Source organism: Thermosynechococcus sp. TG215 (assembly GCF_031583455.1).
In the GTDB taxonomy this organism is placed as follows: Bacteria; Cyanobacteriota; Cyanobacteriia; order Thermosynechococcales; family Thermosynechococcaceae; genus Thermosynechococcus.
In genome coordinates this window covers 1940810-1961929 of the sequence record NZ_CP134178.1, presented here as the reverse complement: position 1 = coordinate 1961929, position 21120 = coordinate 1940810, and the positions used below count along the sequence as shown (strand labels likewise).

23 protein-coding genes are annotated in these 21120 nt (G+C 53.5%); 7 read left to right on the top strand and 16 right to left on the bottom strand.

Annotated features, from left to right (window positions below; all coding sequences use genetic code 11):
• Positions 1 to 51 precede the first annotated feature (51 nt).
• Positions 52 to 987 (top strand): 4-(cytidine 5'-diphospho)-2-C-methyl-D-erythritol kinase, encoded by a 936-nt coding sequence (gene ispE / locus RHJ02_RS09610; RefSeq protein WP_206199976.1) that lies wholly within the window; start codon positions 52 to 54, stop codon positions 985 to 987.
• On the opposite strand, the gene RHJ02_RS09605 is transcribed toward ispE, so the two are convergent.
• From RHJ02_RS09605 to RHJ02_RS09590, 4 genes are all read right to left on the bottom strand, one after another.
• Positions 984 to 2096: an RNA polymerase sigma factor, RpoD/SigA family gene (locus RHJ02_RS09605; protein WP_149818928.1), complete on the bottom strand. Its 1113-nt coding sequence runs from the start codon at positions 2094 to 2096 to the stop codon at positions 984 to 986. The genes ispE and RHJ02_RS09605 overlap by 4 nt on opposite strands.
• A 112-nt stretch (positions 2097 to 2208) precedes the next feature.
• On the bottom strand, positions 2209 to 2793 hold the full coding sequence (locus RHJ02_RS09600; protein ID WP_302677762.1) for a hypothetical protein: 585 nt from the start codon (positions 2791 to 2793) through the stop codon (positions 2209 to 2211).
• 68 nt (positions 2794 to 2861) lie between these two features.
• Positions 2862 to 3572, bottom strand: coding sequence for a Crp/Fnr family transcriptional regulator (locus tag RHJ02_RS09595; protein WP_310800172.1), 711 nt, complete (start codon positions 3570 to 3572; stop codon positions 2862 to 2864).
• Positions 3573 to 3744: 172 nt separating this feature from the next.
• Entirely contained in the window at positions 3745 to 4242 is a 498-nt protein-coding gene (locus tag RHJ02_RS09590) for an HNH endonuclease (protein WP_206199972.1), read from the bottom strand.
• A 143-nt stretch (positions 4243 to 4385) separates the two neighbouring features.
• Here RHJ02_RS09590 and RHJ02_RS09585 point away from each other — a divergent pair, with 143 nt between their 5' ends.
• The gene (locus RHJ02_RS09585; protein ID WP_206199971.1) at positions 4386 to 4925 is read left to right on the top strand and encodes a YqeG family HAD IIIA-type phosphatase; all 540 of its coding nucleotides are present in this window, start codon (positions 4386 to 4388) and stop codon (positions 4923 to 4925) included.
• On the opposite strand, the gene aroQ is transcribed toward RHJ02_RS09585, so the two are convergent.
• The 5 genes from aroQ to sufR form a co-directional block, all read right to left on the bottom strand.
• Positions 4922 to 5368 (bottom strand): type II 3-dehydroquinate dehydratase, encoded by a 447-nt coding sequence (aroQ, locus tag RHJ02_RS09580; RefSeq protein WP_310744491.1) that lies wholly within the window; start codon positions 5366 to 5368, stop codon positions 4922 to 4924. The two genes, RHJ02_RS09585 and aroQ, sit on opposite strands and share 4 nt — an antisense overlap.
• 50 nt (positions 5369 to 5418) lie before the next feature.
• A complete protein-coding gene (locus RHJ02_RS09575) occupies positions 5419 to 5547 on the bottom strand; it encodes a hypothetical protein (protein WP_255451719.1) in 129 nt (42 codons plus the stop codon).
• 126 nt (positions 5548 to 5673) lie between these two features.
• Positions 5674 to 6006, bottom strand: coding sequence for a photosystem II reaction center protein Psb28 (gene psb28 / locus RHJ02_RS09570; protein ID WP_149818920.1), 333 nt, complete (start codon positions 6004 to 6006; stop codon positions 5674 to 5676).
• A 50-nt stretch (positions 6007 to 6056) separates the two neighbouring features.
• Positions 6057 to 6935 (bottom strand): alpha/beta hydrolase, encoded by an 879-nt coding sequence (locus RHJ02_RS09565; protein WP_310742967.1) that lies wholly within the window; start codon positions 6933 to 6935, stop codon positions 6057 to 6059.
• Between the two features lies 1 nt (position 6936).
• Positions 6937 to 7596, bottom strand: coding sequence for an iron-sulfur cluster biosynthesis transcriptional regulator SufR (sufR, locus tag RHJ02_RS09560; RefSeq protein WP_149818916.1), 660 nt, complete (start codon positions 7594 to 7596; stop codon positions 6937 to 6939).
• A gap of 121 nt (positions 7597 to 7717) precedes the next feature.
• On the opposite strand from sufR, the gene sufB reads away from it, so the two are divergent.
• Entirely contained in the window at positions 7718 to 9154 is a 1437-nt protein-coding gene (sufB, locus tag RHJ02_RS09555) for a Fe-S cluster assembly protein SufB (protein WP_206199969.1), read from the top strand.
• 88 nt (positions 9155 to 9242) lie between these two features.
• Here sufB and RHJ02_RS09550 read toward each other — a convergent pair whose 3' ends face one another.
• Positions 9243 to 10280: a WD40 repeat domain-containing protein gene (locus tag RHJ02_RS09550; protein ID WP_310800171.1), complete on the bottom strand. Its 1038-nt coding sequence runs from the start codon at positions 10278 to 10280 to the stop codon at positions 9243 to 9245.
• Positions 10281 to 10392: 112 nt separating this feature from the next.
• Between RHJ02_RS09550 and RHJ02_RS09545 the strand changes: the two genes are divergently transcribed.
• From RHJ02_RS09545 to RHJ02_RS09535, 3 genes are read left to right on the top strand one after another with little or no spacing between them, the layout of a single operon-like run.
• On the top strand, positions 10393 to 10827 hold the full coding sequence (locus RHJ02_RS09545; protein WP_302678168.1) for a thioesterase family protein: 435 nt from the start codon (positions 10393 to 10395) through the stop codon (positions 10825 to 10827).
• Between the two features lie 42 nt (positions 10828 to 10869).
• Positions 10870 to 11196: a 2Fe-2S iron-sulfur cluster-binding protein gene (locus RHJ02_RS09540; protein WP_149818908.1), complete on the top strand. Its 327-nt coding sequence runs from the start codon at positions 10870 to 10872 to the stop codon at positions 11194 to 11196.
• A gap of 4 nt (positions 11197 to 11200) precedes the next feature.
• Positions 11201 to 11797: a CPBP family intramembrane glutamic endopeptidase gene (locus RHJ02_RS09535; RefSeq protein WP_206199966.1), complete on the top strand. Its 597-nt coding sequence runs from the start codon at positions 11201 to 11203 to the stop codon at positions 11795 to 11797.
• Here RHJ02_RS09535 and RHJ02_RS09530 read toward each other — a convergent pair.
• The 5 genes from RHJ02_RS09530 to RHJ02_RS09510 form a co-directional block, all read right to left on the bottom strand.
• Positions 11794 to 13407, bottom strand: a complete 1614-nt coding sequence (locus RHJ02_RS09530; protein ID WP_310743722.1) for an HD domain-containing phosphohydrolase — start codon at positions 13405 to 13407, stop codon at positions 11794 to 11796. The two genes, RHJ02_RS09535 and RHJ02_RS09530, sit on opposite strands and share 4 nt — an antisense overlap.
• A gap of 60 nt (positions 13408 to 13467) precedes the next feature.
• On the bottom strand, positions 13468 to 14388 hold the full coding sequence (locus tag RHJ02_RS09525) for an NAD(+) kinase (RefSeq protein ID WP_206199964.1): 921 nt from the start codon (positions 14386 to 14388) through the stop codon (positions 13468 to 13470).
• A gap of 88 nt (positions 14389 to 14476) precedes the next feature.
• Positions 14477 to 16033, bottom strand: coding sequence for a circadian clock protein KaiC (gene kaiC, locus RHJ02_RS09520; protein ID WP_206199963.1), 1557 nt, complete (start codon positions 16031 to 16033; stop codon positions 14477 to 14479).
• A gap of 69 nt (positions 16034 to 16102) precedes the next feature.
• Positions 16103 to 16429 (bottom strand): circadian clock protein KaiB, encoded by a 327-nt coding sequence (gene kaiB, locus RHJ02_RS09515; protein ID WP_206199962.1) that lies wholly within the window; start codon positions 16427 to 16429, stop codon positions 16103 to 16105.
• Positions 16430 to 16434: 5 nt separating this feature from the next.
• Complete coding sequence (locus RHJ02_RS09510; RefSeq protein ID WP_206199961.1) at positions 16435 to 17286, bottom strand: circadian clock protein KaiA; 852 nt, start codon at positions 17284 to 17286, stop codon at positions 16435 to 16437.
• A gap of 218 nt (positions 17287 to 17504) precedes the next feature.
• On the opposite strand from RHJ02_RS09510, the gene RHJ02_RS09505 reads away from it, so the two are divergent.
• Positions 17505 to 19661, top strand: coding sequence for a HAMP domain-containing sensor histidine kinase (locus RHJ02_RS09505; RefSeq protein WP_206199960.1), 2157 nt, complete (start codon positions 17505 to 17507; stop codon positions 19659 to 19661).
• On the opposite strand, the gene hemL is transcribed toward RHJ02_RS09505, so the two are convergent.
• The gene (gene hemL, locus RHJ02_RS09500; RefSeq protein ID WP_315862931.1) at positions 19652 to 20887 is read right to left on the bottom strand and encodes a glutamate-1-semialdehyde 2,1-aminomutase; all 1236 of its coding nucleotides are present in this window, start codon (positions 20885 to 20887) and stop codon (positions 19652 to 19654) included. The genes RHJ02_RS09505 and hemL overlap by 10 nt on opposite strands.
• Between the last annotated feature and the right edge of the window lie 233 nt (positions 20888 to 21120).

Here is a 21120-nt window from a genome sequence, read left to right as displayed (position 1 = left end):
AATAGAAGAATAATATGCTATTGAACGAGGTGGTTGTGAGGATGGGGCTGCGTGTATCGTTTGCTGGCACCTGCCAAAATTAATCTCTTTTTACAAATTGTTGGCAATTGTTTAGATGGCAGTGGCTACCACGAGCTGGTAATGGTCATGCAGGCGGTTTCCCTCATGGATCGCATTGAACTCATCCCGCGGCGCGATCGCCAAATTAAAGTCCATTGCACCAACCCGGCTGTCCCCTGCGATCAACGAAATCTCGCCTACAAAGCAGCGGCCTTACTCCAGCAGCATTTTCCCGATCGCGATGGCGTTGAAATTTTCATTGAAAAACGAATTCCTATGGGGGCAGGCTTGGCCGGGGGTTCCACCAATGGAGCAGCGGTACTCGTGGGCTTAGATCTCCTGTGGCAGTTGGGTCTGACGCAAGCGGAATTGCAAACCTTTGCAGCGCAATTGGGGGCTGATGTGCCCTTCTGTCTGCAAGGGGGAACCGCCTTAGCCCTAGGGCGCGGTGAACAGTTGACACCCCTAGCGGATTTACAGGGATTAACTGTGATCCTAGGGAAGTATCGCTCCCTCAGTGTGGCCACCCCTTGGGCCTATCAAACCTATCGGCAAGAATTCGCCGCCACCTATGCCCAAACCCCCAACGAGCAGGAAAAAGCCCGCCAAGAGGGGGGATCCGCAACCCTGTTACAGGCCATTCAGCAGCGTGACATCGCCAAATTGGCCGCCAGCCTCCGTAATGATTTAGAGAAGGTAGTGTTGCCCCGCTATCCCTTGGTGGCAGAGTTAAAGGAGCAATTCCTCGCCGCTGGGGCGATCGCCAGCATGATGTCAGGATCTGGGCCAACAGTGTTTGCCCTAGCGCCCTCTGCCGATGAAGGTTACAGCATCATGCAACGGGTACGGCGCGCCCTACCAGACCCCGACCTTGATCTATGGATCTGTGAGTGCTGTCCCCACGGCATTCAGTTGGAGACGCCCTAGGCAAACTCCTCAAGATAGTCTTGAATTTCTCGGCGCCGTTGGGGCTGCCGCAACTTTTGCAGGGCACGGTGCTCAATTTGGCGAATCCGCTCCCGACTCAGTCCCAGCAGTGCCGCAATTTCCGCCATCTCAAGGGCGGGCTGCTCGCCGAGGCCATAGCGCAGTTCCATCACTTGCCGCTCACGGGGCGATAGATCACTGAGGAGTTGCTTCAAAGTAGTACGCAGGGACTCACGCATGATCACTTCATTGGGGGTGGGGGCAGTGGATTCAATTAGCTCCTGCAATTCCGTTTCTTGGTCGGAGCCAACCCGCTGTTCCAAGGCCACGGATTTGGGAACAGCCATGAGCACTTCCCGCACCTGTGACACCTCCAGATTCAGTTCTTGGGCAATGTCCGCTAGACTGGGCATCGCGCCTTGTTGAGCCGCAAGACGCCGTTGGGCACGCTTAATTTTATTGAGTTTTTCCACCATGTGAATGGGCAAGCGGATTGTGCGGCTTTGGCTAGCAACGGCACGGGTGACACTTTGGCGAATCCACCAGTAGGCATAGGTGCTAAAGCGAAATCCCTTGGTCGGATCGAATTTTTCAACGGCACGTTCTAGACCCAAACTCCCCTCTTGGATCAGATCTAAAAATTCCACGCCGCGATGTTGATATTTTTTGGCAATATTCACCACCAAGCGCAGGTTGGCTTGCAGCAATTGGGTTTTTGCCCGCTGTCCTTGCCGCTCAATGTGCTGAAGTTCACTTAGGGTCATATTCGCTGCCTTTGCCCAAGCTTGACGACCCGCCTGCACACAGGTTTGCAATTCAGCCACACTCATCTTAAGTCGCGCAGCCCATTGGGTACGGGTAAGGGGACGCCCCAACTGCCGCTGCTGGCGATCGCGCTCCGTAACAGCCGCCACATAGCGCTTGATCTGGGGGTCATCGGACTGATCTCGCACTGCGAGCAGGGCTTGGTACTGCTGAACCTGTTGGGCAAGGCGCAGTTCTTGGCTAGGGGTGAGCAAGGGCACACGGCCAATTTCCTGCAAATACTGCCGCACCAAATCCGTTGTCAATGGACGGTCGGACACGGGTTGAATGGGGGTAGCCACCATAGGACAACTCAACTCACAACATCGAGAATTCAGCTCGATAGTGGTATTCTCTGCCCTTGGCGAGGGGGAGGGCAGTGATGGAGCTGGTGCTTAAGTTGTGATATTGATCAACCTATTCTGTGCTTTCTGAGGCACCCGTCATAAGCTTTGTGGCTGAAGACGGCTGTTCCTTGAGAATCGTGGTATCAATCACGCAGGGCAATCGGGCAGCCTTGAGACCGCGCTTGATCACGGCAAGGGTTTCTTGAAAGAGGACAAAGAGGGGAAATTGACGATTGGCGCCCTCACTAAAAACATCCCGATGCTGCAAGGGCATATCCCAGCTATAACTGCGACTGAGGAGCACTTGGGATTGGCGCCAGCGGGTCAGCAGTTCCGTAAAGCTTTCCCCTGGCCGATGGATAAAGACCAGCAGTTCAATGTCGGTTTTGACTTTCCACTCGGGATCGCACAGGACAAAGACCAAATCACAGGGCACCATCACCGACTTCACTTGGGGACGTTGGTTCGAGGTTGTGGCGGCAGGAACCTGAATATGGGCGATCGGCAGCGGAATCGGAATTAAACTCTCTTGAGGTCGCCGCATACTGGGAATCATTTCTAGGTACGGGCGATATTGCCGCAGGAGTTCTGTCGCATGCAGCGGATCCGTGTAGCGAACCAAGGTGTGTTCGTAGAGGTTGGGGGCGATCGCCATAGCAGAAAGAGCTTGCAACTATTGTTATCCTAGGCGAGGTCACTGCGCCTCAACAAGCCAACAGAACTTTAATTCACCGCTTGCTGTGCCAATTGCTCTAGTTGCGGCAAATTGAGAATTTGGAGTTGTTGCTTGGCCGCATCAATCTTGATCCAGTTTTTCGCCACCAGTTTATCCAGCAGTTGATGGGCTTCATCAGGGCTAATGTTGGCCACATCCGCTAAATCCTTGATGGGCACATTGAAAATCACGGCTGTGTTGGCATTGCCCCCTGGATGCTGACCATAGCGCCGTGCCAAATTCACCAAGACATGGGCTAGTTTGACGGCAGGAGGTTTGTGCAACAGTTCAATGCGCGTATTGGTCAAGCGTAGCCGTTGTGCCATCAATTGCAGCATCCGATAGTGCAGATCCGGCTCATGGCGCAGGACATGGACAAATTTTTGCGCCGGCACAGACAAAACTTCCGCTGGACACAGTGCCACCACATCTGTTGAGCGGGGTGATTGGTCAAGAATGGCCATTTCACCAAAAAAATCCCCCGGCCCAAGGATCGCTAGGGTCATGAAATCCCCATCAGCGAGCAGTCGCCGCACCTTCACCCAGCCTGAGAGGATAAAGTAAACCGCATTGCCCCACGCATCTTCAATTAGAATGGCACGCCCCGCCGGGTAGGTGTTATGCCAAGCCACTGAGAGCATCGAGGAAAGCGCCTCTTGGGAACTGGCACCAAAAAGCGGAAAGAGTTGACTAAAGTTTTCGGCCTCAATACTTGACATAACGACCTTAAGTGGAGTTGTTCAAAGGTAAAGCTTCTTCCCTACGATACTAGAATACGCGATCGCCTCACTTCTCCCTTGCTAGCCACTGATTCTTGCCAAAGGTCTCGGTAAGGCTTTTGCAGAGAGAGGCCGCCACTTTTCCCCTCAGGATTCAATGGAGTGGAAAAAACTAGGCACCAATAACATACTTACGCCATTCTTGGTGAGTACCCGTGCGCACGTGCTTTGTAACCTCAAAGTACAAACTACTAATGGGGCGCCGCGGTGTTTGCCGTAGGGGCATATTGGCCTCTTTTGGGGTGCGATTCCCCTTCTTGACATTACAGCGCACACAAGCGGTCACAATATTTTCCCAAGTGTCCCCTCCCCCTCGCGATTTGGGGATGACGTGATCAAGGGTGAGCTCATCCCCGGTATAGCCACAGTATTGGCAAGAATGGCCATCTCGATGCAGGATATTGCGGCGAGTAAGGGGAATTTCTTTGTAGGGAGTGACGACATAATGCCGCAGGCGAATGACGGTCGGCAAGGGAAAATTGTTGTAAACCATCTTGCCGTTGTGCTCGACTTGCTCCGCCTTGCCCTTGATTAAAAGGACAACTGCCCGTTGCCAACTCGTAATATTGAGTGGTTCATAGGAGGCATTGAGTACCAGAACCTTCGCCATATCCGTTGACACGCGGCATTCTCTCAGATGGTAGCATATCCTTTGTGATTGGAGTAACGCTAGGAAAGATTTTTGCAGTTCCCACTCTCCCCTAGGATCGTGATAGTCTGGCAGAAGCTTCTTCTTTGTTATTTGCGTTTTCAATGGCCACTGGGTCTCTAGCAGCACTGCTGCAACCGGATTTAATTCTTGAAAGCACCATTGAACAGTTGCACCCCAGTCTGTTGGAAAAATATCATCTGCGGGGCATGGTGCTGGATGTGGATGATACGCTCCTCCCCACGTGGGATGAAGATCTGCCGCCGAAAATTCTGGCGTGGCTACTGGAGATCAAGCATCAGATGCCGATCTGGCTAGTGAGCAATAACTTGAACCATCGCCGCATTGAACGTATTGCCCAGCAGGTGGAGTTACCCTTTTTGATGGGGGCAGGCAAGCCCTCGCGGCGTAAGATTCGTCAGGCCGTGCAAGCCATGAATTTGCCCTATGATCAGGTGGCCATGGTGGGCGATCGCCTGTTTACGGATATTCTCGTGGGCAATCGCTTGGGGATGTTCACGATCTTGGTGCAACCCGTTCTTGTCAAGCGCCTTGATGGTAAATCTTGGGTACGCAATCTGGAATTTTGGCTGGCACGACAGTTGGGAACACCGCTGGCGATCGCCCCCCCCGCTGAGAATTAGCCTTTTGCTTGTAAATAATTGACCAGTGCCCGTAACCCCAACAAATAACTATCAGCACCAAAGCCAGCAATTTGACCGATCGCCACCGGCGCAATGTAGGAATGATGGCGAAAAGTTTCCCGTTGATGAATGTTACTCAGGTGAACTTCCACAGTGGGCAGGGCAACCGCAGCAATCGCATCTCGTAGAGCTACGCTGGTGTGGGTATAGGCTGCGGGGTTAATCAAAAGGCCTTGGGCACGCCCCATTGCCCTGTGAATGGCATCCACCAAAACCCCTTCATGATTGGATTGGAGGCACTCAATGGTTACCCCTAACTCCTGCGCCAAGGCTGCCAAAGATTGGTTGATGCTCGCTAGTGTCACAACCCCATAAATCCCCGGCTCCCGTTGCCCTAACAGATTTAGATTGGGGCCATGAAGCACCAAAATATGAAAGGCCAAGCTTAACCTAACCGTTCAAAACTGACTCAATGGTGTTGAATGCTGTCGCTCTATCGGCGATCGCGCACGGGAATCGGAATTGGCTCCAGCTCAGGGGTGGGATCGGCGCCACCTAGAAGTTCCAACAGTTTTTTTAACCACGATTTGAGGGTGTCAAGCAGGCTCTCTAGATAATCCATTGATGTCCCTACTGTATCGCTATAGAACTTGCAGATGCCCTGTGTCCTGAATAAAGACAAAAAAGGCATCGTAACTTTAAGCTAGCACAATCTTTTTGAATCGGCACCCGATCAATTTAAGACTGGTTAGGACTTCTGGAAGCCAAGGCCATGGCTGGCAGCGTAGCGATCCATAAAGCGAATAAAGCGATCCCACTCTTGGGGGCTGCGCATCGTGTAGGTGGCCTCAATGGCAACGGGCTGGCCGTTAATGAACTTGGCATTGACATCACGGGTAACAATTTCGCCTTCTTCGTCCACCATGTACATCCCCGTGATCTCCAAATTGCCCTCTTGGACGATTTTCGGGTTATCAAAGTAAAACATGGCTTGACCACTGCTGCCATCCCGTGCCCGCGTCAAACGCACATCGGGAACCACTTCTTCATCAACGCCACGGATAAATTGAATTTCTGCCATTGCACCAATACTTCAAGCAATACTTCTAGGATACCTGTATCGGGAACAACTTAAAGCAAGAAATCGCGCCGCAGGCTGTAGATCACCCATTCGGGTTGCTCCAGATGGGGTAAGACCCCTGCGTTGGGGATCACATGGAATGCTTGCAGGCGATCGCGGGCGGTGGCATAGAGTCGCTCACCTAGAGAAAGGGGCGTGAGCTTGGCCTTTTCTCCCCAGAGGATCACGGTGGAGATCGTTAACTGGGGTAAATACTGGCTGAGATCAAAGGAGAGATTTCCCTTCAGGGTGGCCAGAGCTGCCCATTCGGCATTGGGACGACAGGCGGCATCCAAGTAGGCTTCAACAGTTTCCGAGCGTAGCCGCTGCGGATCGGCAAAAATAAATTGGGTGAGGAAGTTGCGCACCGCCAAGGGGTTAGCAGCAGCAACGGTGTAAATGAGGCGATCAAGAATCGGCACCCTCAGCAGGGCATTGGCGATCGCCTGTCCTTGATCTTCACCAAAGTCATTGAATCCACTGGGGCAGACCAGACACAAACGCTCAAAAAGATGGGGTTGCTGAATCGCCAAGCGCACCACAATGCCCGCCGTTAGGGAGGAGGCAACCACCGGCACAGGGGAACCCAGCATCCGCAATAGTTCAGCAATCATTAGCCAGTAATCACTAGTGCTGTAGTCGCGGGCAGGGTGATCCGACTCCCCCCAACCAATGAGATCCGGAGCAATAACGCGGTAGCGAGCCGCAAAGGCAGGATACACCTGCGACCACTCGTAGTGGCTAGACCCACCCCCCAAGCTGTGGAGAAAGACCAGGGGAGGGCGAGATTGCACCTGACCCCAGTAGCGATCGCTGGGGGTGTAATAGACCATACGGCCACTGCTGGTGCTAAAGCTCTGCTGGACAAACGTGGGCGGACAAAAGGCCATGCTACTTCAGAGGACGAATCAGGTAACCACAGCGATGTTCACCATCCACAAGCCAATGGGTGCGCTCCACAGCACAATCCCCAAGGGCGATCGCAAACATCTCTAACTCATGATTACAGACGGTGGGAAAAGACTGGGCAACCGCGGAAATTGCACAATTGTATTCCGTAAAGAGATAGGCACCTTGAGGCTCACTTACGGGGTAAAACTCTGCCATATACCCTTCCTGTCGCCGCAGGGCCACCAGTCGTGCCAAGCGTTCCGCCAACGTACCGCTTCCCATTTGCTCGCGATAGGCCAATGCCTTGCGCTGCCAAGCTGCCTGCAATACGTCCTGCATCTGCTCGGGGCCCAGGGTTGCTGCTACGGATTCCAAGAGTTCAACGGCAAAGCCCTTTGTCTGACTCGACTGTTGCCGCAGTTGCAGTTGCCGTAGTTCCTCTCGTCCCGCCTCGCTAATCGTGTAACGGTATTGGGGACGCCCCACCGTACCCGACAGGACTTCATAGGTCACTAGTTGCTCCGCCTCTAGATCCTTGAGGTGCCGCCGCACCGCTTGCGGACTAATCGCCAGTTGTGCCGCCAACTCCTGGGCACTGAGGTGACCGTCGCGGAGAAGGCAGTGTAAGATGTCCTGTTTAGTATCTGATGTGAGCGTCACGCAACGCCCCCTTGACTAAAACAACCGTTTTGTTGCTAAATTAGTCCTAGAGATAAAGCAACCATCTTGTTGCTTAATATACTCTAAATTTTGGCCATTCCTTCACCCAAGAGAACACTCGATGTCGGCAACGGTACAATCCCTCGTCAATCAGCCCTATAAATACGGCTTTGTCACCCAAATTGAGACGGAAACCATTCCCCGAGGTCTCAACGAGGACATTATCCGCCTCATCTCTGCCAAAAAGAACGAGCCAGAGTTCATGCTGGAGTTTCGCCTGCGGGCCTATCGCCAATGGCTGAAGATGAGCGAACCCACATGGCCACGGGTGAGCTATCCCCCCATCAACTACCAAGACATTGTCTATTATTCGGCTCCAAAACAAAAGGAAAAGCTGAAGAGCTTGGATGAAGTGGATCCCGTCCTGCTGGAAACCTTTGAGAAACTGGGGATTCCCCTTTCAGAGCAAAAGCGGCTGAGCAATGTGGCCGTAGATGCCATTTTCGATAGCGTGTCAGTGGCCACCACATTCCGTGAAGAGTTGGCCAAGCAGGGGATCATTTTCTGCTCCATTTCTGAAGCGCTCCACGAATATCCCGAGTTGGTGCAGAAATACTTGGGCAGCGTTGTCCCCATTGGCGATAACTTCTATGCTGCTTTGAACTCCGCCGTCTTTTCCGATGGCTCTTTTGTCTATATTCCCAAGAACACCCGCTGTCCGATGGAGCTATCCACCTATTTCCGCATTAACAATGGGGAGTCGGGGCAGTTTGAGCGCACGCTGATTATTGCTGATGAGGGCAGCTATGTGAGCTACCTTGAAGGCTGTACTGCTCCCATGTTCGATACCAATCAACTCCACGCAGCAGTCGTAGAACTGGTGGCCCTTGACAATGCCGAAATCAAATACTCCACGGTGCAAAACTGGTACGCTGGCGATGAAAACGGCAAGGGGGGCATCTATAACTTTGTGACCAAGCGTGGACTCTGCCTTGGCCGCAATTCCAAGATTTCTTGGACACAGGTGGAAACAGGTTCAGCCATTACTTGGAAGTACCCCAGTTGTGTCTTGGTGGGGGATAATTCCGTGGGTGAATTCTACTCCGTTGCCCTCACCAATCATTACCAGCAGGCGGACACAGGGACCAAGATGATCCACATTGGCAAAAATACCCGCAGCACGATTGTCTCCAAGGGGATCTCGGCAGGGCACTCCCAAAATAGCTATCGCGGCTTGGTGAAAATTGGGCCGAAGGCCACGGGAGCACGCAACTATTCCCAATGCGATTCGATGCTCATTGGTGATACGGCAGCCGCCAATACCTTCCCCTATATTCAGGTGCAAAACCCCACGGCACAGGTGGAGCATGAGGCCTCAACCTCAAAAATTGGTGAGGATCAACTTTTCTACTTTGCCCAGCGGGGCATTTCTACCGAAGATGCGGTCTCAATGATGATTAGTGGCTTCTGTCGCGATGTCTTTAACCAGTTGCCGATGGAATTCGCGGTCGAGGCCGATCGCCTGCTGAGCCTGAAGCTCGAGGGGAGTGTTGGCTAAAGAAGATTCAAGCCGTTGTTCTCCGTGGCTAAGATTCTTGGGCATCTTAGCCGTTTTTTTTGCTTCGCAGTTGAGACATATAAGTTCTCTATGAGCTTCCGGGAAAGAGGCGCCACACCTTAATGGTGCTGTCTTCACTGGCGGAGATCAGTTGATCCTGACCAAAGACGACACTGTACACGGCACCAGAGTGGCCTTTGAGGGTACGCAATGGCTGACCAGAGAGGGACCAAAGTTTGACGGTTTGATCGCCGTGGCCACTAGCAATGGTGCTGCCATCGGGACTCACCGCCACACTAAAGACTTGCCCACCTTCGGTGCCAAACTGATGCTGAAGTTCTCCTGTGGCCAAGTTCCAGACTTTGATCCCGTCTTTGTCGCTGCCGCTCACTAGTTGGCTGCTGTCGGGGGTGAAGGCGAGGCTATTGACATCGCTAGTGTGTCCTTCGAGGGTGCGCAGGAGGCGGCGCGAGGGCAAATCCCAAATGCGGATCAGCTTATCCACTCCGCCAGTGGCTAAAAAACGCCCATCGCGACTAATGGCAACGCTGAGCATGATGCCCTCATTGCCTTTTAGGGTAGTGATTTCCTGACGGCTAGGGAGATCCCACAGTTTGACGGTGTGATCATAGCTGGCACTGGCAAGGGTGCGGCCATCGGGACTGAGGGCTAAGCCATTTACAAAATCTTGGTGGCCAGTGAGGGTGGCTTGGAGCTGGCGATCGCTCACACCCCAGAGTTTGATGGTTTTGTCTTTGCTGCCGCTAATTACGGTTTGACCATCGGGCGTGATCACAAGGGCGTAGATCCAATCGGTGTGACCGGTGGCTTGTCCGAGGGCAGTTCCCGTAGCCAAATTCCAAAAATACAGCTTGCGATCGTCGCCACCACTGACGAGTAAATTGCCATCGGGACTAAGGGCGATCGCGTTCACTTCATCTTGATGGCCGCGCAGCGTCGTAGCGAGGGCAATTTTTTGCCACTTAGAGGTGGTGGTTGCACTGTTCTGATCGGGGGAGGGTGTCCAGCGTTGACTGAGTTGCCAATAGGCCAGTCCTGCGACCAAGCCGCTGATCACCAGCGTGCTTAAAAGAAGTCGCAGATCAGAACTGCCTTTGTTCCTCATTCGTCCCGTACCCCAATAGCTTGCAGAAGGGCTGTACTCTACATTAACAATAAAGGCTGTGGTGCGTTTTTGCGTATGACTTGTGTTGGGCAACCCTATGGGATGGTCGTCAATGAATACAACACCCCTTCGCGACTATGAGCGCACGGTTCATTTTGCTGACACGGATGCCGCTGGGGTAGTTTACTTTGCTAATCTGCTGCGGTTTTGCCATGAGGCCTATGAGGATGTCCTTGCCCAGTTGGGGGTGGATCTGCGGCAATTTTTTAGCAACAATGGCCTGATTGTGCCGATTACGGAGGCGCAGGTGCGTTGTCTTCAGCCCCTCTACTGTGGCGATCGCCTGCGGGTGACCATTGACCCCCAAAGACTGGATCACAGCCGTTTTCAACTCACCTATACGCTCTACAATGCGGGGGGCGATCGCGTGGCCATTGCCCAGACACAACACATTTGCCTGCAAGAACGCCAACGGGTCGCCATCCCTGAACCTTTGAGCCGCTGGCTAAAGTCCGCACTAGAGGAAACCAGCGATCGCGAGGATTAGGGGGATAATAGGAAAGATGTTGCGTCATAGCTCACTGCAAGAATGACCCAAACCTTTCGTGTTGAGATCCTGCACCAAGGACAAACCTACACGTTTGAAGCCAGTGCCGATAAACCGATCCTGCGATCGGCCACCGCTGCTGGCATTGATCTCCCCAGTTCCTGTAATGCGGGAGTGTGCACTACCTGTGCCGCCCAAATTCAAGAGGGTACCGTTGATCACGGCGATGCCATGGGGCTGAGTCCCGAACTGCGGGAAAAAGGTTATGTGCTCCTCTGTGTGGCTCGCCCCTGTTCAGATCTCAAACTCATCTCTGAAAAAGAGGAAGAGGTCTATAACTTCCAATTTGGTCAATTCCAGAAAGCGTAGGCCTATGGAGGAGTCCCCCCTGCCCGATGAGCCTCTGAGTCGTACGCAGGTCTTAGTGGCCATGGCGTTGACGGCCATCCTGTGGCTGATTTTGGCGCGGGTGTGGTTATTGACCCCCTTTTCCGCGGGACTTCTGCCGCTGCGCTGGGATGGTTGGGCAGTGGTTTTAGGGATTGTCCTCTGCTTAGGAATTACGGGGATGGGGGCTATTTTGTATCGGCTCTGGCCCGCCTACCGCCATGCGTCGGATACCTACCTGAAACTGGTACTTTCACCGCTGCTGTGGCCTGATTTATTTTGGATTGGCATTCTGCCCGGCCTCAGTGAAGAGCTGCTCTTTCGCGGGGTGCTCCTACCAAGCTTGGGTCTCAACTGGGCAGGGATCATCGGTAGCTCGGTGTGCTTTGGTATTTTGCACGCTGGATCGCGGCAGCAGTGGCCCTATGCCCTGTGGGCAACCATTGTGGGCGGGCTGTTTGCCTATAGTGCCGTCGCAATGAATAATTTACTCCTAGCGATCGTCGCCCATACCTGTACTAATTGGCTGGCGGCTACGCTTTGGAAAGTCTCCTTTTTGCGATCGTCTCCCCATCAACCCTAGCGCTGGTGCCCCAGCACCCGAAAGACCTCCTGTTGCTCAAAGAGTTCAACGAGATCGGGATTAATCTTAAATTCCTTGGCCTCCTGCCACAGAATCTCTAGGGCCGCATCCACGGGTAGGCTCTTTTTGTAGGGGCGATCCTTGGCCGTCAGGGCATCGTAAATATCGGCGATCGCCAGCATCTGGGTTTGCAAAGGAATCTCCGCCGCCCCAATACCTCGCGGGTAGCCACTGCCATTCAATCGCTCATGGTGACCATAGGCAATGATCGGCACATTTTTTAGGTGGGGTGTCCAGGGAATGCGAGAGAGAAATTGGTAGGTATAGGTCACGTGGGCTTCAATGAGCCGCCGCTCCTGTTGGGTAAGATTCCCTCGCCGCACCAAGAGTTGCTCGAGTTCGCTGGCCGTAATCAGGGGATGGAGTTGCCCATCAATGCCGCGGTAATAAAACTGGGTTAATTCCTGAAGGCGGGCAAGGGGCTCTTCATCAAGAATTTGCGGCTCATTGGCCTGCTCGAGCAACTGCCAATAGACTTCGAGGGTGAGCAGTTGTTGGCGGAGTTCCTGATCGAGGTGCCGTAAAAAGGCGCAGTGGTGACAGGCCTGTTCTGGGCTATGAACCGTGTGGGGATGGCACAGGAGATAGTTCACCTTGGCTTGAGCCGTTTCCATTTCTAGGGTGCGGCGCACAAGGGCAAACCGTTGGCGAATCACCTCCAGTTGCTCAGGGAAAAATTTCTTTTGCTTGTTGAGAATGGCTTCAGGGACGGCCACCTTACCAAAATCATGGAGCAGCGCTGCATAGCGAATCTCTTGCAGTTGGCGATCGCTAAAGGAGACTTCCCGAAAGACCCCCCTTGAGGTTGCATGGGTGATCTCCGCTAGGCGTACTGTCAGTGCTGCCACCCGTTCCGAATGTCCCGCCGTGGTGGGATCCCGCACCTCAATTGCTTGTACTGAGGCGGTGACAAAGCCCTCAAAGAGCTGTTCAATACTTTCTAGGAGATGGTTGCGCTCAATAATCACAGCCGCCTGACTGGCCAGCGATCGCACAATGTGTTCTTCCCAAGGGCTATAGGGTTGGGTGAGAGCCACAGTGGTTTCTGGCGTCAGCAGGGTGTCGGGCGATCGCTTGCGGTTAATCAGTTGCAGAACGCCAATCACCTCACCACTGACATTTTGCATCGGCACCACCAGCACCGAGCAGGTTCGATAGCGCAGGGCTTCATCAAAAGAACGATTGAATTGGTACAGCTCGTTTCCCGCTAGGGCATACACATCGGGAATATTCAGGGATTCCCCCGTGAGGGCGGCATAGCCCACCAAGCTATCAGGGGTGAGGGGGACTGTAGTGTCCTGTACCTGCTCAGGGAGAGCAACACTATCATTTTGAGCCGCCTTAAATTCCAGAACTGCCCGTTCGCCCTGAACTAGAAAAATTGTGCCGGCATCGCTAGCGGTAATTTGGCGACTTTTCGTGAGAATGAGATGCAGTAGTTCCTCTAGGGATTGGCTCGCGGAAAGGGCAATGCCAATTTCCAGAAGCTGATCAACAAGCGTTTCGGCACTCGATCCAAGCACCGCTCGTTCAAGGGGACTGACAATCATCGCAAAAGACCCGTGAGGAATGCGCCCATTATAGATGCGTTGCAAGCATGGGGTTGTGATCTAATTGCGGTGGTTGTTGTGGTAAGGAATGCGTGCCCCTGCCCAAGCCAACTTCTCCCGTAGCGTTTGATAGAAAGAGTAGTGATCCCGCAGGAGGATAAAGCGTGCCTGACAATCGGCCATCGTCACCTGTACCCGCTGTCCCGGCCAGATGGAGGTGGCCAGTACGCCATCCATCCACAGTTTAGTATTGAGGCTGTGATCGTCCAACGGCCAAATGCTCACTGACGAGCGTGCAGGCAAGACAATGGGGCGACTCGAAAGACTCAAGGGGCAAATCGGCGTCACCACAAGCGCTTCCATCCCCGGATGCAAAATGGGGCCATTGGCGGCGACCGTATAGCAGGTGGAGCCGGTGGGGGTGGCCACCAGCAACCCATCCCCCTGGTACTGATCCACCACATCGCCATCAATTTCCATTTCGAGGATGGCGGTGATCATGCGATCGGCAGATGCCGGCTTAATGCACATTTCATTCAGAGCATAGTAGCGATCGCCCACCACTTCAGGATGCAATTTTGATCCCTCAAACACTTGGGCTTGCAGCATCATTCGCTGTTGCATGGCGTACTCATCCCGCTCAAGGCGATCCCAAACCGCCTCCATATCGCGAAACAGCTCTAATGGTTCCGTCAAAAACCCCAAATGCCCCCCCACATTGACCGCCAGAATCGGAACCCCCGCCGCAGCCAGATGCCGTGCCGCCGCCAAGGAAGTGCCATCTCCCCCCAGAACAACGGCCAGATCTATCGGCTCTGTTACCGAGGCCATAAAGACGGGGTAGGGGTTGTCCTTAGGTCCACTCGGCCCCACAAGCACATTGGCGCCACGCTGTTGCAGTTGACGGGAGGCGCGATCCGCCCATTCCTTGCTCTGGCGATCGCCCGCCTTATGAACGACAATGACCTGATTTAGTTGCATCCAGCGTGCCTACATGGGGGACATAAACAGGACGTGGCTATAAGGCAAGGGTTGGCGCCTACTCCCTCCTTCTGCAACGGACTCTCTGTTACTCGTTGTCTAGATCCTGCACCTCTTTCACAATGCGTGCCAACTCAGTTTTTTCATCCACAGCAATACGGGTGGGGGTACCGCTAATAATTCCCTCAAAATTGCGGAAGGAATCGCGAATTTCCGCCCCCTTCTCACTAATCACGTACTCACGAATGCCCTTATCGTGCCAAGAACCACGCATCTTGAAGACGTTAATCGCCCGTGACATTTCACCGCGAATTTCCACATACTGCAACAGCAAAATTGTGTCCGTAATGGTCGAGATATGGGACTCCGTAATCGAGTTCGACCCCATAAATTGATCCGTTGTGTTAGTGAAAAAGCCAGTGATCTCCTCCTGCTTGGCAAAGCCTGTAACCCCAATCACAAACTGCCGGAAGGCATTATTGCTCACCCCCCGATCCAGCGCTGATAGGGAGTCAATGGCCACCCGCGAAGGCTTAAAGTCTGCAATCTCCGACTTGATAATTTGCAGGTGATCCTCAAGACCCGCTGATTCTGGATAGGCACAGACAATCCGCAGCAGACCTTGGCGTTCTAACTCCTCAAAATCAATGCCCCAAGAGGATGCGTTACGCGACAACTGCGCCCGCGATTCTTCATAGGCAAACAGCAGTGCCCGTTCTCCCTGTTGGCAGCCCGTCTCCAAGAATTTGCTGACCAAGAGGGTCTTGCCAGTACCCGTAGCACCCGTGGCCAAAATAATCGAATCCTTGAAGAAACCGCCGCCACACATCTCGTCGAGGGTCTTGACCCCCGAAGACACCCGCACATTGGAGGAGCGCTGGGTAAGACGCATTGCCCCCAAGGGGAAGATATTGATACCGTTGTTGATCGTAAAGGGATATTCCCCCTTCATGTGGGTGGTGCCCCGCAGCTTGAGAATTTCGACCGTGCGCCGCCGCCGTTCTCCCTCCAGCACATTACGCAAAATCACCACATTATCGGAGACAAACTCTTCGACACCAAAGCGTGCCACTGGGCCATATTCATCAATGCGCTCCGTGGTCATAATGGTGGTGACCCCCAGTTGCTTGAGGCGGAAGGCCAAGCGGAAAATTTCCCGCCGCACCACCGAGGCCGCATCGTATTGCTGAAAGACGGCTGTCACGGAGTCAATGGAAACCCGTGTTGCTTTGTATTTGCGGATGGCGTACTGGATGCGCTCAATCAGCGCCGATAGATCAAAGTCTCCCGCCACATCTTGGCCATCGGGATCTGGGGAGGCATCAAGGATAAAGAGCTTCCCTTGATCAATGAGACTTTGGAGATCCCAGCCAAAGCTCAGGGCATTTTTAATAATGTCGTGGGGAGACTCTTCAAAGGTGACGAAGATGCCCGGCTCATTGAAAATCGTAATGCCGTTGTAGAGAAACTGCACCGCAAAGAGGGTCTTGCCGGTACCCGATGTACCACTGACGAGTGTCGTGCGTCCTTGGGGCAGGCCACCATGACTAATGTCATCAAAGCCCTCGATCATCGTGCGGATTTTTTTGACTTCGGCAGCCACCTTCGGCGTTGAACTGGGCTGGTTTTCTGGTGTATCAGTCATAGAGGTTCTAAGTCGGCACTCTTAAAGGGATTTCCAAAGGGTTATTCTAAACCGAGGGGAAGAAAGGTCTCATTCCAAATCAAGATCGTCTTCGGCTTGCTCACCAATTTCTTCATACAGCAAGTCAAGACCAATGAGCACCTTTTCGCGATTCGAGAGATCGCCAATGATGCGGCGCACCGGTGGGGGCAAGACTTTGGCAAGGGTCGGGGTCGCTAGAATTTTATCCTCCTCGGCCAGTTGCGGATTTTTGAGGACATCAATGACTTTGAGGGCATAAACCCCCTTAAATTCTTTTTCAAGAATATTATTGAGGGTTTTGAGGGCACGCACGGAGTTGGCGGTGTTGCCAGCCACATAGAGCTTGAGAACGTAGGTTTTCCGCAGTGGGGCCATAGAAACTACACCTCACGCGGAATAGAGCGACGGTACATTTCACACAGATGGGCAATGACATCGATGAGCGTCAGGCGATAGTCCAGCAAAATGTCCTCACTACGACCTTCGAGTTTGAGTTGCTTGGAAAAGTTATCCATGAGTTCAACGTGAATCTCTAGCACTTGGGAAACAGAAATATCCGCGAAGAACGCTTTACTAACAAACTCGTCAATATGCTCATTAACTTTGGCATCGGTATTAAAGTATTCAAGGATAATGGTACGATAAATTGAGCGCAATTCATCCAGCAGCTTGCGTTTATCGGCAGTGGACATACGGCGGAAGAAAAATTCCGTGTCTCGCTTGTAATAGACCCCTAGGTAGCCGAGCCGCTCCTTCAATTTTTGGGAAAGACGATGCTGCGGATCGACATTACTACTTTCTTTCAGGGCTGGCATGCGAAACATGACATGGGGCGGCACCGCACAGCCCGGACAGAGTTTGACAAATCCCGTAATGGCTTCCTCAATTTGGTGGTTGAGCTGGTGGAGGTTGTCAGCGGTAAGAATGCTTTCAGCAATGTGGTAGTGCGGCCCCGGCGGAACGGGTGAGGTGCCGGCAGGAAAGATAATGATCGCGGGCAGGAGTGTGGCGCTGTGGTGAAGATAGGTAATGATTTGCGGCGTCCCCTCTCCCCATTCTAAAATTAAACAAGCGACATTATTGCGCCGCTGCTCTAGGTAAGTGCAAAACTCTCTCTCGTCGGAAAAGTAAACCAGTTCATCGATGTCGGAGTTGTGCAAACGGACTAATTCTTGGCCAATAGCGGGCGAGTAAACTAAGCCACAGATTGTTAGTGCGGTTGACTGCGCCACGTGCTTTCAGAACTTGAGTTTGCATCTGATAGCATCCTATCACTTTCTCGCTGGTGGTGGCAGTGTTTTCTGGAGGAGTGTTGCCATTTCATTACAAGCTTAGGACCAACAGCCCTGCTCACAAGGACAGAACACACTCAAGAATGGCAAAGCCGGCGTAAAACGGCATCCTACTTCATTATTTGATGTATCCCCCGTTGCAAAAAAGGGCTGTATCCATGAATTCCCTCTCCCTAGCCAGCTTTACTGAACCTGCAATGACGGTGGGGGCAGGTTTGTCTCTCAGCGAGGTGTGCCAGCGTTGGCAAGAAACCCTCCCAGAGACGATCGTCATTGTGGATGAGGGGCAAAAACCCTTGGGAGTGGTGCAGGGCTGGCGGTTGGCGTTGAGTTTGGAGCGGGAAGGGACGTTAGCCGACTTGGCGGTGGGGAGTGTGACGGCTTCTTGGCGATCGCCCGTGATGGTGGTACCCGCAACGTGGACACTATTGCAGTTTCAGGGGTGGTTGCGCAGCCAAGTCCAGATGCCAGCCTATATTGCGGTTGTGGATGCACAGGGTTGTTTTTTGGGACTGCTGGATCAGCAACGCTTGCTCTATCGCTGGGCGTGCCAGCCCCCTTTGCCTTGGCTGGAGGTGATTGAAGAATTGCCTTTGCCGGTACAAATTCAAAACGCCCAAGGGAGAGTCGTTTGGCAAAATCGCGCTTGGTCAGAACACTTAACTGATTTCTTGCCACTGGTGCAGCCTAAATTTGAAGGCATGAATTGTCAGGCACTAGAGGCGCGATCGCGTAGCGCGCCCTTCGGGCGATCGCTCTGGCAGGTGTGTTCGTTTCCCTTGAATTTAACGTCGTTGGACTGGGAGAAGGCAGAAAGCGGTGTCGCGGTGGCGAGCGATCGCTATTGGTTATTTTTTGCCCAACGGCGGCAGGAGTCAGATCCGACGACCCCCACCCGCTTGCACCAACTGCGCCTCCATCAGCAAAAGCGCCTCCTCCTGAGCTTGGGGCATGAACTCAAAAATCCCCTAACGGCGATTCTCAGCCTCACCCAACTTTTGTGGCAGCACCCTCTACCAGAGCAACAGGACTACCTTGCCCTGATCCAGCGTAGCGGTTGGCAAATGAATCGCCTCATTCAGGCGTGGCAGGACCACACCCGTGCCCTTTGGCGAGAGTTGGAATTGCAATGGGAAACCGTAGAATTGGCGGGTTTGTGGTTGCGATCGCAGGAGTTGGCGGAGCATCTTTACCATCTAACCCCGCCGGGTTGGCAGTGGCAGTGGCACATTGATCAGCCCTTGAGCCATGTGTACCTCTACGGCGATGCTCTGCGGCTACGGCAGATTCTTGCCCATCTCTTGGGGTGGCTGATGCTCTTTCCCAGCGATCGCTATGGACTACGCCTGAGTCGCTGGCAAAATTGGCTGGCGCTGCAACTGTGGGAAGAGGGACATGGCATTCCCCTCAAGGATCACGATCGCCTGCTGCACGAATGCCTCGAGGACTACGCCGAAGTCACCATGGGGCTGATGCTCGCCCGCCAACTCTGTCGTCTCCACAATGGTGAGCTTTCCTTTATTGCCCAAGCTGACGACTCCAGTGAGTGGACAGTACTACTGCCCTTTGCTGAGGAACTTCCCCCTGAATTACCCACTACGGCTCAATTGATCCTTTTGGTCAGTAATGATGCCACGTGGATCATGGACACGACTTCCGCATTGCAGCGCAGTCACTACGGCTATGTGGTCGCTCGCCATCCCCTTGAAGCGCTGGATAAGCTGGAGCAACTGCAACCCACGGCCATTGTTGTCCGCCCCGCCAGTAGTCTCATTTTGGCTGATGTGGTTGAGAGTCTGGCCACCAGCCCCTTCACGGCCACTGTTCCGTTGATCATCCTCTCCGATGAAGCCACTCCCTTGGGCTTGACCGGTTTTGTGCAACGGCTGCCCTTGAGTAGTCATCCCAGCCTGCTGATTGATGTCCTCGATCGCTGGTGTTTCCCGCGATTGGCTGCTCCAGTCGAAGAATCGACTTTTGAGCGTCCCCTCCTCAATCAAACGGTACTCCGCCTCGGCCTCCTCCATGACATTAGCCTGCCCCACCTGCGGCTCCTCGAAGCAGAAGACCTCGAACAGGCCGATCTCTTGGTGGAGATTTGGCAACCCGATGTTCTGATTTGGGATTTGCCCGCTGACGAGGTCGCCGATCTGGAGAATCATCCCAAACTGCGAAAACTCCCCATGATTACCTTGGCCGAAGATAGCAGCCGAGCCATTCATCAATTGGGGGATGTCATGGTCTTTCCCTGCCTCAACCTTGCGGACTTAATGGATGTGGTGCTCCTTGCCGCGACGGTGAAAGCTCAAAGCTGACTCAGCACTGTCCGCGCTGCCGCAATGGTGCGCTCAATATCCGCCTCTGTATGGGCAAGGGAAGTAAAGCCCGCTTCAAACTGGGATGGCGCAAGGTAAATCCCCTGCTCCAACATACCCCGGTGGAAGGCCGCAAACTTTTTCAAATCGGACTGCTTGGCTTGCTCATAGTTCGTCACCGGACCAGCGGTGAAAAAGAGACCAAACATGCCACTGATGTGCCCACCACACACCTCATGGCCAAATTCCCGTGCGGCCTCTAACAGTCCTTGGATCAGCTTGCCTGTGATCCGATCCAGTTGCTCATAGCTACCGGGGCGGCTGAGAATTTCCAAGGTTTTAATGCCCGCTGTCATTGCCAAGGGATTGCCAGAGAGGGTACCCGCTTGATACACCGGTCCTGCCGGCGCCACCATCTTCATAATGTCAGCGCGACCGCCATAGGCACCCACTGGTAGGCCACCGCCAATCACTTTTCCGAGGGTGGTGAGGTCTGGTGTCACACCAAATTTTTCCTGAGCACCACCATAGGCGATGCGAAAGCCGGTCATGACTTCATCAAAGACCAAGAGGGCACCGTACTGTTTTGTCAGCTCCCGCAGCCCTTCGAGAAAGCCGGCATCTGGCGGAATAAAACCCGCATTGCCGACCACAGGTTCAAGGATCACCCCCGCAATGTCATCGGGATACTGTTCAAAGAGGCGACTGACCGCTTCGAGATCGTTGTAGGGTGCGGTTAATGTGGCGGCGGTGGTTGCTTTCGGCACGCCGGGAGAATCGGGTAAACCCAATGTAGCGACTCCTGACCCTGCTTTGACCAAGAACATATCGGCATGACCGTGGTAGCAGCCTTCAAACTTGATCACCTTTTCCCGCTGGGTATAGGCACGCATGAGCCGCAGCACTGCCATACAGGCTTCGGTGCCAGAATTCACAAAGCGCACCATCTCGACACTAGGGACAGCGGCAATCACCATTTCCGCCAAGATATTCTCAAGCACGCAGGGGGCGCCAAAGCTGGTTCCCTTTTCAAGGGCGGCATGGAGAGCATCAATGACTTCGGGATGGGCATGGCCGACGATCGCGGGTCCCCAAGACCCCACATAGTCAATGTATTGGTTGCCGTCTACATCCCAAATGTGGGCACCCTTGACGTGATCAAAGACAATGGGCTGGCCGCCGACGGACTTGAAGGCACGCACGGGTGAACTGACGCCACCGGGCATGAGTTTTTGGGCAGCGGCAAAAATTTCTTGGGATTTTGTGGTTTGAAAAACGGTTGTGGTCAACGTCAACTCCCTCAAGCATTGGCGTGCTCACAGTATTATAGGCAATTCTTCTGCCCCTTAACCCGACAAAGGCGCATGTTGCAATTCTTTACGGTTTGGGCGGCTCATTTATGGCGTTTGGGAGAATAACACTGGAGTTGTACCCACAGAACGGCTACCTCTGCAAGATG